Origin of the sequence: Acidisphaera sp. L21, from assembly GCF_009765685.1 — a bacterium.
Lineage (GTDB): Bacteria > Pseudomonadota > Alphaproteobacteria > Acetobacterales > Acetobacteraceae > LMUY01.
The window spans coordinates 29,331-41,805 of sequence record NZ_LMUY01000026.1 but is presented as its reverse complement, the minus strand read 5'-3'; the positions used below and the strand labels follow the sequence as shown (position 1 = coordinate 41,805).

Annotated in this window: 11 protein-coding genes, 1 tRNA gene and 1 pseudogene; 7 read left to right on the top strand and 6 right to left on the bottom strand. The window is 61.7% G+C overall.

The window, feature by feature from the left end; all coding sequences use genetic code 11:
- Window positions 1–430: pseudogene (locus tag GSQ76_RS06800) on the top strand (hypothetical protein); the annotation flags it as partial.
- Window positions 430–957 (top strand): L,D-transpeptidase, encoded by a 528-nt coding sequence (locus GSQ76_RS06795; RefSeq protein ID WP_158743158.1) that lies wholly within the window; start codon window positions 430–432, stop codon window positions 955–957. The pseudogene GSQ76_RS06800 and the gene GSQ76_RS06795, both read left to right, overlap by 1 nt.
- Here GSQ76_RS06795 and GSQ76_RS06790 read toward each other — a convergent pair.
- The 4 genes from GSQ76_RS06790 to GSQ76_RS06775 are packed head-to-tail and all read right to left on the bottom strand — an operon-like array spanning window position 896 to window position 3,107.
- Window positions 896–1,297, bottom strand: a complete 402-nt coding sequence (locus GSQ76_RS06790) for a gamma-butyrobetaine hydroxylase-like domain-containing protein (protein ID WP_158743157.1) — start codon at window positions 1,295–1,297, stop codon at window positions 896–898. The two genes, GSQ76_RS06795 and GSQ76_RS06790, sit on opposite strands and share 62 nt — an antisense overlap.
- The gene (locus tag GSQ76_RS06785) at window positions 1,294–1,488 is read right to left on the bottom strand and encodes a Trm112 family protein (protein WP_158743156.1); all 195 of its coding nucleotides are present in this window, start codon (window positions 1,486–1,488) and stop codon (window positions 1,294–1,296) included. The genes GSQ76_RS06790 and GSQ76_RS06785 overlap by 4 nt, the downstream gene beginning before the upstream one ends.
- Before the next feature lie 18 nt (window positions 1,489–1,506).
- Window positions 1,507–2,172 carry an LON peptidase substrate-binding domain-containing protein gene (locus GSQ76_RS06780; RefSeq protein ID WP_158743155.1) on the bottom strand — a complete coding sequence of 222 codons (666 nt, stop codon included), beginning with the start codon at window positions 2,170–2,172 and terminating at the stop codon, window positions 1,507–1,509.
- A 2-nt stretch (window positions 2,173–2,174) separates the two neighbouring features.
- A complete protein-coding gene (locus GSQ76_RS06775) occupies window positions 2,175–3,107 on the bottom strand; it encodes a tetratricopeptide repeat protein (protein WP_158743154.1) in 933 nt (310 codons plus the stop codon).
- A gap of 181 nt (window positions 3,108–3,288) precedes the next feature.
- Between GSQ76_RS06775 and GSQ76_RS06770 the strand changes: the two genes are divergently transcribed.
- The 5 genes from GSQ76_RS06770 to GSQ76_RS06750 all read left to right on the top strand — a co-directional run bounded on the left by GSQ76_RS06770 (window position 3,289) and on the right by GSQ76_RS06750 (window position 8,920).
- Window positions 3,289–3,363 (top strand) — tRNA-Gly (locus GSQ76_RS06770).
- A 1,009-nt stretch (window positions 3,364–4,372) separates the two neighbouring features.
- Window positions 4,373–5,458 carry a phosphate ABC transporter substrate-binding protein PstS gene (gene pstS / locus GSQ76_RS06765; RefSeq protein WP_158743153.1) on the top strand — a complete coding sequence of 362 codons (1,086 nt, stop codon included), beginning with the start codon at window positions 4,373–4,375 and terminating at the stop codon, window positions 5,456–5,458.
- 41 nt (window positions 5,459–5,499) lie between these two features.
- Window positions 5,500–6,972, top strand: coding sequence for an MFS transporter (locus GSQ76_RS06760; RefSeq protein WP_174247298.1), 1,473 nt, complete (start codon window positions 5,500–5,502; stop codon window positions 6,970–6,972).
- Window positions 6,973–7,527: 555 nt separating this feature from the next.
- The gene (locus GSQ76_RS06755) at window positions 7,528–8,007 is read left to right on the top strand and encodes a CYTH domain-containing protein (protein ID WP_158743152.1); all 480 of its coding nucleotides are present in this window, start codon (window positions 7,528–7,530) and stop codon (window positions 8,005–8,007) included.
- Window positions 8,008–8,434: 427 nt separating this feature from the next.
- On the top strand, window positions 8,435–8,920 hold the full coding sequence (locus GSQ76_RS06750; protein ID WP_216850935.1) for an NUDIX hydrolase: 486 nt from the start codon (window positions 8,435–8,437) through the stop codon (window positions 8,918–8,920).
- A gap of 146 nt (window positions 8,921–9,066) precedes the next feature.
- Here the strand turns inward: GSQ76_RS06750 and GSQ76_RS06745 are convergent, their stop codons facing one another.
- Window positions 9,067–11,370 carry an Orn/Lys/Arg decarboxylase N-terminal domain-containing protein gene (locus GSQ76_RS06745; protein WP_335904886.1) on the bottom strand — a complete coding sequence of 768 codons (2,304 nt, stop codon included), beginning with the start codon at window positions 11,368–11,370 and terminating at the stop codon, window positions 9,067–9,069.
- 819 nt (window positions 11,371–12,189) lie between these two features.
- A complete protein-coding gene (locus GSQ76_RS06740) occupies window positions 12,190–12,465 on the bottom strand; it encodes a hypothetical protein (protein ID WP_158743150.1) in 276 nt (91 codons plus the stop codon).
- Window positions 12,466–12,475: the final 10 nt, after the last annotated feature.

Genomic DNA, 12,475 nt, shown 5'->3' with positions numbered 1-12,475 from the left:
GGTGGTCGGCATGATTTACCGCCAGGCCACGGGCGAGACGATCCCGACGACGGCATCGGTTCTCGGCTCCATGATCACCGGCGCAGCCTTCGGCGGCCCGCTCGGCGTCGTTGGCACCATCGGCATGAGCTTCCTGCAGGAAGTCCTGATGCTGAAGCCGGATACCACCCGTGCCGCAGTGCCGGAGGGAATGGACGTGACCGGCAGCGAGGCCGCTATGCGATCTGTGACACCCGGCAGCATCACCGACCCGAAGGCCTACACCACGCTTGCCACGGTCAACCCCGATTTCCTGGGCGGTGCCGCCGGTGCGACGCAGTTCGCGAGCGCGGATTGCCCGTCCTCACCAGATGATACGGCGCAGGCTGCCGCGAGGCCCGTTCAGATGGCGTTGAACGCCTATGCCGGCACGATGATGGGCAACGGCTGATGCAGGCCGTGGTGCTGGGCGACGGGTTCCTCCGCATCGGGCCGCAGCAATGGCGCTGCTGCCTGGGTGCGGCGGGCATGCGCCTGCACAAACAGGAGGGCGATAGCGCCAGCCCGATCGGCCTGCTGCCGCTGCGACGGGTGCTCTACCGGGCCGATCGTGGCCCAGCGCCCGAAACCGCTGCCCCCGTCGAGCCGATCGGCCGCAACGATGGCTGGTGCGATGACCCGACCGACCGCGCCTATAACCGCCCCGTTCGGCTGCCCCATTCGGCGCGGTACGAGGAGTTGTGGCGCGATGACGGCCTGTACGACATCGTCGGCATACTCGGCTGGAACGACGACCCGGTGCAGCGCAACAACGGCTCCGCCATCTTCCTGCACATCGCCCGCCCAGACTACGCGCCGACCGAGGGCTGCGTCGCACTTGCCCTTCGCGACCTACGCGAGGTACTAGCCGCCGGGCTTAGCGCCGTCCAGATCGGCCCGGTGCAAGCTGGGGCTTCCCAAGCTGGGGCTCGCGGCTGAGCCCCTTCACTGCCAGCGCGGCCAGATAAGCCTCCCAGCGCGTGTCGTGCTCCTGGCCGAGCTGCATCAAATACTCCCAGGTGTAGATACCGGTGTCGTGCCCGTCGTCGAAATGGATGCGAATGGCGTAGTGGCCAATCGGGTCCAACGATGCGATGCCCACATTCTGCTTGCCCGGCACCGTCACCCGGTCGGCCGGAGCATGGCCCTGGACCTCCGCGCTCGGGCTTTCCACCCGCAGGTATTCCGCCGGGTAGCTGAATTGCACGCCGCCCTCGAAATCCACCTCCAGCCGCCGCGATGCGCGACGAACACGAATTTCGATGGGCGCCGCCGTCATTCCAGCTGCCGCGCTTCGTCGGGCAGCATAATCGGGATGCCATCGCGCACCGGGTAGGCCACGCCAGCGGATCGGCTGATCAGCTCGCCCGCCGCGCGGTCATAGATCAATGGCCCCTTCGTGATCGGGCAGACAAGGATCTCCAGCAGCTTCGGGTCGACTTCGGTGGTCGTGGGCGCGGCATCAGACAAGGCGTGTCCTCCGGACGATCAACTCAGCTTACGGCCACCGGCATCGCCCTCACGGCCATGGGCGCCCATCTGCAATAGGGCGACCAATGTGTCCGCCCGGGCCGCCGGGTCTGCCGCCTCCAGCAAGGCCTGCTTCTCCATCGGGCCGAACGGGCAGACCATGCACAGCGTGACGACCAGATCGTCATCGTCCATGCCCTCGATCGCCTGCCAGTTCGCATCGAACCCGTTGCTGGCGAAATACCCCCGCAGTGCCGCCAGCAGAACCCCCCGCTGGGGCAACCCTGCTCCTGGCGGATCCAAATCTACCACGAACCGGCTGAAATCCGCCGATACCCGGCGATAGCCTCGGCGCCCGACCAGTTCGGATCGAACATCGAACCGGATCATCCCAGTGAGCGCGATCAGATACCGGCCATCGTCGGTCTCGCTGAACGACGAGAGCCGGCCAAGGCAACCGACGCCGAATAGGCCGGGCCCCGACTCGCCGCCGGGCTGGGCTTCGTCTGCCTGGATCATCCCGAACACGCGCTGGTCGGCCAGCGCATCTTCCACCATCGCCTTGTATCGCGGCTCAAAAATGTTCAACGGCAGCTTCCCATGGGGCAGCAACAGCGCACCGGTGAGCGGGAAGACCGGGAACTCGGTCGGTAGCTCATACAGCGTTGGCTGCGCCCCCTCCATTGTCAGCTAAACAACAATGCCGAGAGTTTCCGCCGCGACGTGACGGTCGCCGGTTCGGCGTTGCCCCATGCCTCGAAAAACTTCAGCAGTTGCAACCGGGCGGCACTCTCGTTCCAGGTGCGGTCCTGGCGAATGATCTCCAGCAGGGCGGCCGCCGCCTCGGCGCGCTTGCCGACCGCGTTCAGCGCCGTCGCCAATTCGTAGCGCGCCTCGTGATTAGCTGGGTCCGCGGCGACCTGTTTTTCGAGCGTAGCCAGTTCGCCAGCGGCATTGGCACCCTCCTCCGCCAGCACCAGGGCGCTGCGGGCGCCACTGACGGCAGCATGCTCGGCAATCTTCGCCGGCACCTGGGCCAGCGTCTCAGCTGCCTGCTCCGGCTGGCCCAGGGCCAGCAGAGTGCGCACTAGGCCGCCCCACGCCTCCGGATTCTCAGGCTCCTCCGCCAGCACGGCGCTGAACAGTTCCGCAGCCTCCTCCAGCCGGTCCTCGTCCAGGGCGGTCTTCGCCTCGGCCAGCATCTCCGCCGCTGGCATGGCCCCGCCGGCCAGCTTCAGCAACTGCTCGACGAAGCGCTTGACCTCGCTCTCCGGCTGGGCGCCCTGGAAGATGTCCGCGATCTGCCCCTGCCAGAATGCCGCCACGGTTGGGATGGACTGCATCGGCAGCCCCATGCGGGATAGCTGTTCGACGAGCGCCCGGCTCTTGTCGACATCGACCTTCACCAGCTTCACCCGGCCACCTGCCGCCGTGACGACCTTCTCCAACGTCGGGGTGAGTTGCTTACACGGGCCGCACCAGGTGGCCCAGAAATCCACCAGCACAGGTATGGTGCGCGATGCTTCGATAACTTCCCGGACGAAGCTGGTCTGATCGGCATCGACGATATAGGCCGCCGCCCCACCCTTGCCGGGCTGCTGCCCGATGATCGTATCCATCGTCTGACTACCCCTCTGCGCGCGTGCCCCGCTGCGCCTGTGTTAAATGTAGTTGCCCAGAGCGGCCGCAAGCAGGCGCCTGCATGCTGCGCGAAGAACTCTGGCTAGCCCCTAACATGACCGTTCCTCATTTCGCACGCTTGCAATCCCCTGCAAACCCGCTTAGACGCTGCCGCGGAGCGCGGGCGTAGCTCAGGGGTAGAGCACAACCTTGCCAAGGTTGGGGTCGAGGGTTCGAATCCCTTCGCCCGCTCCAGTTTACCTCAGTAATTCCAGTGCGTTATGGCAAGGCTGCCGCAAGGCTGCCTTTTCTCGCGTGGGGCGGGACCTCGGCCATGCGCTGGCCACCAGATTGCCGAGGTCTTCATGTCGTCGTTTGCGCCGATGGCTGGGCAAGACAGACTGCTATGCAAATTTTCCATGGCTTGAAGTTGGCCCTGGCCCCGTCATTCGGATGCCGTCGGCGTCGCTGATGGTCGAGTGCTACGCGGTGTCCAAGCAATCCGACCTCGACGCCATGATGACACGCACTGCCGCACCTTACGATTACAGCCCACTTCAATAACCGCATGGCCCAATGGTGCCGCCAATCGTGGATGCGGAACCCTTTGATGCCGACTATCAGGCCAGCGGTCCGATGGGCCGAGGTAATTCGAGAAGCACGAGGCCTACATCTGGTTAGGATGGCGGACGGCGGGGTGACACTTGGCTGCAAAGGTGCAGCCACCCCGTCTGCCACTTTGCCAGGTAATTGCACACGGCTGGTCATCGTTAGCCGGCGTCCGCCGGCACGTGTAGCGTCGGCAGCCGATCCGCGGTGAGTGGGGCGAGTTCAGCCGATGTCGCGTCGTTACCAACACGACCCAGGGTCTCTGCATCGCATTGAACGCCGCAGATTGCCGCGCTTCTTGCCAGCATACTGCCGGGACTACGACAAGGGCGATTGGCCAAGCCCGCGCATATCGACCCACCGACGAGCGATGACAGCTCTGGATCTCCGAAATCGTGACTGGCGAAACTGGCTTAACATTTACCTCGGCCTTAGCAGCGACGTTACAAACGAGCCATGGTGATCATGTCCAATTGCCGCAGGCCCCTTGGGGCTGAACGCCGAAACCACGGCCCTTAAATGCAGATCTCCGCGATCGGAGCAATGATGTGTGTCGCAACTGACGTGAAGGGAAATGTCACGAAAGATACATCGCGTCGGCCACTTGTTGATATTGGGTGCTGCTAGCCTGCGATGGTCATGAGGGAGCCTCCAGATGGTGCAGCGTAGACAGAGATGGGCTCTGAGGGGCAAGCACGTTGCGGTGCTAGCTGCCATCTCGGCAGTGCCTCTAGTTGTAGCCCTTCCGGCCCGATCAGCATCCCTTACGTTGACCGAGACAGGATCCACGCTGATATATCCGCTGTTCCAGGCTTGGGCGAGCAGCTACACGAATGTTGCACCCGACTTGCATTTGACCCTTGGATCCACTGGATCGGGCGAAGGCATTGATGATGCGATTGGGAACAAGATCAATCTGGGCACATCAGACGCGTATATGAGTGACCAGCAGAAGCACGATCACCCCTTCATTCTCAATATTCCCCTTGTCATCTCGGCGCAGACCATCGACATGAATTTGCCGGACCTGCACGAGAAGGCTGTGAGGCTGAGCGGGCCAGTCCTTGCAGGTATCTATTCCGGTCATATTCATGATTGGGACGATCCTACGATTGCTGCGCTGAATCCCGGCGTGTCCCTCCCCCACAAATCCATCGTGCCTATTCGTCGTCAGGACGCCTCCGGCGACACGTTCGTCTTCACGCAATTCCTGTCTTTCTCGACGCCGTCTTGGGAAGACGGCATCAATTATGGCACTGCTGTCGACTGGCCCTCCGTTCCGGAGATGAAAACAGCGACTGGCAATGACGGTATGGTCAAGCTGCTAGCGGCTACCCCTTATTCGGTTGGCTATCTTGGCGGGAGCTTCCAGGCCGACGCAGCCAAGGCCGGGCTACAGATCGCGCCGCTGCAGAACGCAGATGGCCAGTTCGTGCTGCCAACGGACGAAAGCGTCACGAACGCCGCTGCCCTGCTGACCCCGCGAACACCTCCGGATGAGCGTCTAACCCTGGTATTCGCGCAGGGCGCCCGATCCTACCCGCTGATCAACTACGAATACGCGGTCGTCTCTGCCAAACAACCAAATGCGGAAACGGCGGCGGCGCTACGCGATCTGCTGCTTTGGTGTGTCAACACAGCCGGCGGCAGCACCGCCAGCTTCCTAGCGCCACTGCATTTCATCAGCTTGCCGACAAGCATCCGCGCGCTGAGCGAGTCGCAGATCGCCGCCATCCATTAGCAGCGGCAACGGGAACAACGCCGAAGTCATAGGAGTAGGATATGTCTGACGAAGCCGTTCAAGCGTTGACGCGCGGTCGCACACCGCAAGATTACATCGACGAACGGCCAATCTGGCCGGATGGAACGCCGCTGCCATCGACTCCGATGACGTCAATGCAGTGGCGCATCTGGACACTGGCGGCCGCGGGAAAGTTCTTCGAAGGCTTCGTGGTGTTCATGACTGGCGTGGCACTACCGCTGATTTCGCGTGATTTCCAGATCACACCGGGCGAAGGTGGCTTTGTCAGTTCGGCGACGCTTTTTGGCATCCTCGTCGGCGCGGTGGCGCTCGGTGGATTATCCGACCGGTTTGGGCGTAAATCGATGTTCATCGCCGAGATGATCATCTTCTGCGCATTTCTCGCCCTGTTGGTGGTCTGCCAGAACGTCACCTCGCTGGTGATCTGCCTGTTCGGCCTTGGGATGGCGCTCGGCTGCGATTATCCAACGGCTCACATGATAATCTCGGAGAGCATTCCCAGCCTCAGCCGCGGCAAGCTCGTTTTGGGCGCCTTCGCACTACAGGCGTGCGGCGCCTTGGTGGGGACGCTTGTCGGCTACGCAGTCTTGGTGCTTGTACCAGACCTGACCGCATGGAGGTGGATGTTTGCGACAGCGCTGCTGCCTGCGCTCGTCGTGACAGTCTATCGGTTCTTCATCACGGAAAGTGCCAATTGGCTGTATGCGCGCGGGCGTCTGAAAGAGGCCGAGGTCGCTGCTGGCCGGCTGCTGGTGCGGACGCCGAGCTATCCAGGGGTGGTGACCTTCTCGGAACAGGATGTGCTCGCCGCAGCGCAAGGTCATGGTGGCGGCTCATTCATCGCACTGTTCCGACCGCGCTATATTCGCGCCACGATCCTCGCATCAGTGCCTTGGTTCCTGCAAGACTTGAGCACGTATGGAATAGGCATCTTCACACCGACGATTCTGGCCTCGGCCTTGGGCAGTACTGCCGACCACGTGCGCAGCGTCAGCGATCTCATCGCCAACGATATCTTGGCGACGAAAGGGGCAGCGCTGGTCACTGTGCTGCTCATTGTCGGCATTGCCTTTGCTGTCGTTCTCGCTGATCGCCTAGGAAGGATCCGTCTGCAGATTGGTGGTTTTCTGGGATGCGCTGTTGGGCTGCTACTTGCTTCGCTGTCGACAGATTTCCCCGACCTCAAGATCTTCCTGATCTTCGCTGGCTTCATGCTGTTCAATTTCATGACAAACATAGGCCCGAATGCGCAAACTTACCTGCTGGCTGGGGAGGTGTTTCCGACCGCCATCCGGGGAAGCGGTGCCGGGTTCGCGGCGGCGTTCGCAAAAATTGGCGCGGTGGCGACAGCGTTCCTATTCCCGGTCCTGCTGGTGGCGATCGGCACGCGCTGGCTGCTGTACAGCCTGATTGCGACCTCACTCCTAGGTGCCATTGTCACATGGCTTTGCCGGATCGAGACGACAGGAGTGAACCTGGACACGTTAGGTTAGCCTTTCAGCAGGCTTGGTTCGCTTGAGGAGAGCAGATCGCTCGTCGGGCAATCGAATGTTGGGTCAAGGCCTGCTCTCCAACATCGCCGAAAGTTAATGTATAGCGTGGGACTTTATCTGCCGCTTTGGTCATCCAAGGGTCACGAGAGCTTTACACCGTTAGTCTCGGAAGCCGAGTAGAACGCCGCCGTCTCCAACGAGTGACGGTATGACCCACTACTACTCTGTTCCAGGCTACGATTTACACGCGCTGTTAAGGCCCCACTGCTTTCGCCGATCTGCCCCGCATCCGGCCGAGGACGGCCTCGGCTCTACGCCACCCGTAGAGCCCCTGGAAAGACAAGCGGCCGGGCAAAAAGTCCGAGGGAAGATGGAAATTCTTATCACTCGAGGCATTACGGCAACACGCAGTAGGGCTGCGTCGGGTTCAAAGTAATTGCCGGCGGCGCTATGCCCCGCCGCAAATGGAGGCGGGCACCTGCCAAGTTGGCCGCTATATACAAATGTCGGGATCTGGCAGATAACGCGGGGTCAGGCGACCTCTGGTGAAACCCGATGGGCTATGAGATCGAGAGGAAGTTTCTCCTCCTGAATGAAGGCTGGCGGCCCGCTGTGATAGCCGTCGATACTTTCCGCGACGGCCTGCTGCTGCGATCCAGGTCTGGCAAGGTCCGCGTGCGCCAACGTCTGCAGAAGGCGTGGATTACCGTCAAAGGGGCGCGGCACGGTATTCGGCGGCCGGAATTCGAGTACGAAATTCCCATAAGCGATGCCGTGGAGATGATTGAGACCTTGTGCGGGCCGGCGATCCAGAAAACCCGGCACACTGTGATATACGCCGATTTGGCTTGGTCGGTCGACATCCATCATGGCGTGTTGGCTGGGATCGAGTTTGCCGAAGTCGAATTGGCCGACCCGAGACAATGCGTTGAGTTTCCGGAATGGATCGGCGAGGAAATCACCCATGACGTCCGCTTCCGCAAAGAAACCTTGCTGCGGCGCTGCGTCGAGGAGGCGGCCCTTCCAATGTCATAGGCGTAATATGCGGCATCCTGGGCAGCCCCTAGTGCCCAATTCAGGTTAGCGTCGTCCAGCAACACGGGGAGCGACATGCCGTTCGAGTATCCAAGGCACGACGGCAACCTGCGGCTCCTGAAATCCCGGGGTCATTGGATTGTGGAATTTAGAGGCGTCAGGCGTGGCCGTTGGAAAACTGCGGACGAAGCGGCCGTGGCAATCTCGTCCCGGTCCTCCGGGTTGCAGAAACTGGATCTGCATGAAGAAGATGTATCGGCCGACCTGCTAGATTGGCGCCCCCTGTCAGACTGCCTGTAGGCAATTGCTCTCACCGAACGGTTCTGAAGAAGGTTGCAGTTCGAAGACAGTTTGAGTTGCGATAACCAAGATTAATATTCTCGGGTAGCATTGACCCTATAGTGCCTCGATTCGTGCGAGGATTGCGGTGTCCAAGGTGCCCATAAAGTCCGCAAAAAAAGGCAATCAGCAATATGCGGCGCTGCCGGTGCGGCACCTTGCTTCTGGCGAGCCGGAAGTCTTGTTGCTGACGTCACGGGGAACCAAGCGCTGGGTTGTGCCGAAAGGGTGGCCAATGCTTGGTCGCTCTCCGGCAGAGACGGCCGCCACGGAGGCTTATGAGGAGGCGGGGATCAAAGGCCGCATCATCGGCCCTACGCCCATCGGCCGATACTATTACGACAAACAGTTGGTCGGCGGTGGTGTGCGCACCATTACCGTGGACCTCTTCCTGTTGGAGGTCGTGCGTCAGCTTGCCACCTGGCCGGAGCAGGCCGAGCGTGAGACCCATTGGTTTAAGCCGAAGCAAGCTGAGGCATTGGTTGCGGAGCCTGACCTGGCCACCATTCTCGGCAACCTCATGACGCTCTTGGTAAAAGCGGGGCTGGCACCCTCCCAGCCCCTGGTCGCATAGCAAAGGCCGCGACGGCTCAGGGGCTTGTCATGGTCGCCTTGGCTATGTCACGGCGTCGGCGCTCAGCAGATCCGTCGCTTCGGACGGCTGCAGGCGATCCAAGCGAAGTTGCTACCTTCTCATAGCTCCGGGCACTGCCGGTTACGTCAGCCGTTCAGCACGGGTTCGTGCGATTGCCGCACGACGTAGGTGTAAAAACGCACCGTGCCGTCCGGCTGCTTCTCGCGATACACGCCCTGAATTTCCGTACTAAGGCCAGGGAACGTGTTCTCCGCTCGTTCGAACGCCTGCAAATAGTCGATCATCGGGGCCGATTGCCGGCCGATGCGCTCGCCGGGGATAACGGTCGCAATGCCGGGGGGATACACCAGCATCAGGGTCGCCGCGATTCGCCCACGCGTTTCTCCGATCGGCACATAATCGACCTTGTTGCGGGTCAACATCCGGGCGGCGTCTTGCGGCGTCATGACCAATTCCGGCAGATGCTCGGCTTGGAATTGCTGGCGCTGCATCCGGCTGACATCCGCTTCCCGGTAAAACCGATGCATCTCCCCGCAAAGGTCGCGCAGCCCAACCCCATGGTAGCGTTCCGGGCGCTTGCGGACGAAGCCTGGGATGACGTCCTGTAAAGGCGCATTTTCATCGTGGAGCCGTTTGAAGGTCACTAGCCACGCCAGCAACGTGCCGGCCTTGCTGCTCTCCACCCCAGGCGTGAGCAGAAAAAGGATGCTGTGCAGGTCGTTCTTTTCCGGAACGATGCGGTTTTCCCGCAGGTATTCGGCCAGCAGGACGGCGGGAACACCGTGGTCCTCGTACTCGCCCGTCACCCGGTCGAAGCCCGGCATCAGCAAGGTCAGCTTGTTCGGGTCCGTCATGGCGTAGCCCGGCGCCACCTGGGTGAAGCCGTGCCAGGTTTCGCCGGGTGCCAGCATCCAATGCGCCGGGTTGCTGGCGAGTTCGTCGGTGGGCACGTCCTCCCATAGGGTGCGGATGGGAGCTGTGTCGTTCGGGCCCTGCCACTGGACGGAGTGCGGCACGAAGGGATCGGGGAACCAGCGGCGCGCCGGGTCGGCCTCCTGCGCCTCATACTCGCGGCGGATGAGCCGCAGCTTCTTCCGCATTTCGATGCCCAGGCGGATGGTGTCGTCCCACAATACCTCGCCGGAACGGCCCTTCATCATGTGTGCACCCACGTCCAGCGAGGCGAAGATTGGGTAGAAGGGCGAGGTGCTGGAGTGGACCAGGAAGCTCTCGTTGAACTGGCGGGCGTGGACCCGGCGGTCCTGCCCCTTGATGTGGCCGTCGCGGACATGGATCTGCGACGCCTGGGAGAAGCTGGCGAGCTGCTTGTGGGTGGATTGGGTGGCCATGATGCCGGGTTGGTCGCCCCGCAAGGGCGGCAGCCCCATGGCGAACCGCCCCTTGAATAGGGGGTGGAACTTCATGAACCCGGCCCAAGCCTCGTCGAACAAGATGTAGTCGCAGAGCTTACCGAGGCGCTCGAGAATGAAATTGGCATCGTTGATCGTGCCGTCATAGGTGCATTGCTCGATAACAGCGACGCGGAACGGGCGCGGGCGCTGCCATGCCTCCGGATCGTCCACCAGCGGGTTGGCGCGGATCGCCTCGCGGATACGGGTTTCGTCCAGGCTGGCGTAGTCAATCGGGCCGATCATGCCATAGGCATTCCGGTCGGTCGGCAGGTAGATAGGCGTGCCGCCGCCCAGCAGCAGCGCGCCATGATGCGCCGCCTTGTGGTTGTTGCGGTCGAACAGCACCAGGTCACCCTCCGCCACCAGCGCGCCGAGCACGATCTTGTTGGAGGCAGAGGTGCCGTTAAGCACGAAATACGTGCGCTCGGCCCCGAAGATCTTGGCCGCGGCCTTCTGCGCTGCCAAAGCGGGTCCCTCATGGGTGAGCAGATCCCCCATCTCGACGACTGAATTGTCGAGGTCGTCGCGGAAAATGGCAGTGCCCAGATGCTCGGTGAAGATGCGGCCAATGGCGCTGCGGCTATAGAAGATGCCGCCATTATGGCCCGGGCAGGTCCAAAGCTGGTTGCCCTGCTCGGCATAGTCCAGCAAAGCGCCGAAAAACGGCGTCTTCAATGTGGCGGCATAGTTCCGCAGCCGGCTGATCAGGTTGCGGGCGATGAACTCCGGCGTCTCCTCCGACAGGAAGATTGTCCCATCCGTGTGGTTCAGCACTTCGACCGGGATGTCCTCCAGCCGCTTGCGCCGCAGCATGAGCATGACGGGCATTTCAAGACCTCGCTTGCGCACCAACGAGATCAACCCGGCGGGCTTGCTGAGCAGGCCGCGCTTGCCCCAGTCGACGACCATGCAGCCAATCGCCGCGTCGGTCTGTATCGCCAACTCGGCATCCTCGGTGCTGCGGGCAACGAGGACGGTGTAGCCCAGGCGCTCCGTCTCATCGACGATCTGCTTCAAGCGCAACCAATCCATATCGGCCGGATTGAAAGACGGCGCGCAGATCAGGAATTTGAAACGTCGCTCGTATTCCATGCTTGGCTCGATCTCTGTGTTCGAGCCGCCATATAGCAAACTTGCGCCTACGTCAGCTTCTACACCGTAACGGTCCCCGCCACCGCTGAGGCATGGCACACAAGGCGGGCTGCATGACAATTCTGCGCCATTGCTGGCAGCTTGGGTTTAGAGCCTTGACATATCGGCCGGCGGCCCCGCGCCCTCATGATCTCTCGCGGAGCGCTCCACGGCGATGATCCCTGCCGCGGCAGCTGCGCCTCCATACGTCGTGGCCGCCATCTGAAGCAGCCGCACGCCCCTCTCTTCAACCAGGTAGAGCCTGTGGACACCATTGTAGATCTCCAGGACCCTTGCATACGGCCCCCATCGACGTTCCCGTCGAGGTATCAATTGCACACCCGCTTCGGCGAGAAGTCCCGCTGCCTGCAACTCCCTCCTCTTGCTGGCACGGACATTTCGCCAGCCGAGTTGTGTGGCGAGCTCGACTGCCCGCTCTGCATCTTGGGTCGTCGCAAAGATGTGTTGAAACACCCCGAACTTGCCCCATCCCATCCAACACTCACGCGACGCCAGCCGGACGCCCAGCAGGCGGCCGCCGGCTCCCACCTCGATCAGCCGAGGCAGACCGCAATCACCCAAATCTGATCTTCGCACGACGCGCGGCTCCAGCAGCCTGGGCCGCCAACCGACTTCGGGACCAAGGATCCTCGTTCTGCCAGATATGTCCTGGCTTTGCCAAACCCTGCGCCTTCCTGCCGCCGGTCAACGGCAAGCCATCCCAGCCACCAGCATGGCGTCCCTGGCGCTGATCATGCGCTGCCATATGTAAAACAAGTAGATATGATTCTTGCGAGCTTCGATGGTGCAGACACACAGTAAAAAACGCTGTTCGGACGATGCGTCTAGGCGGCTCGTCAATACGACTTTTCCGACAAGATCGGTGCTTTCGATATGCACCTCATGGGCAGGGTTAACGGGCTTGGTCGGAATGATTTGAGGTTGGTACTGCGCAAGAAAGCGCTTCAGTTCCTTCCACATAGACGAAAAT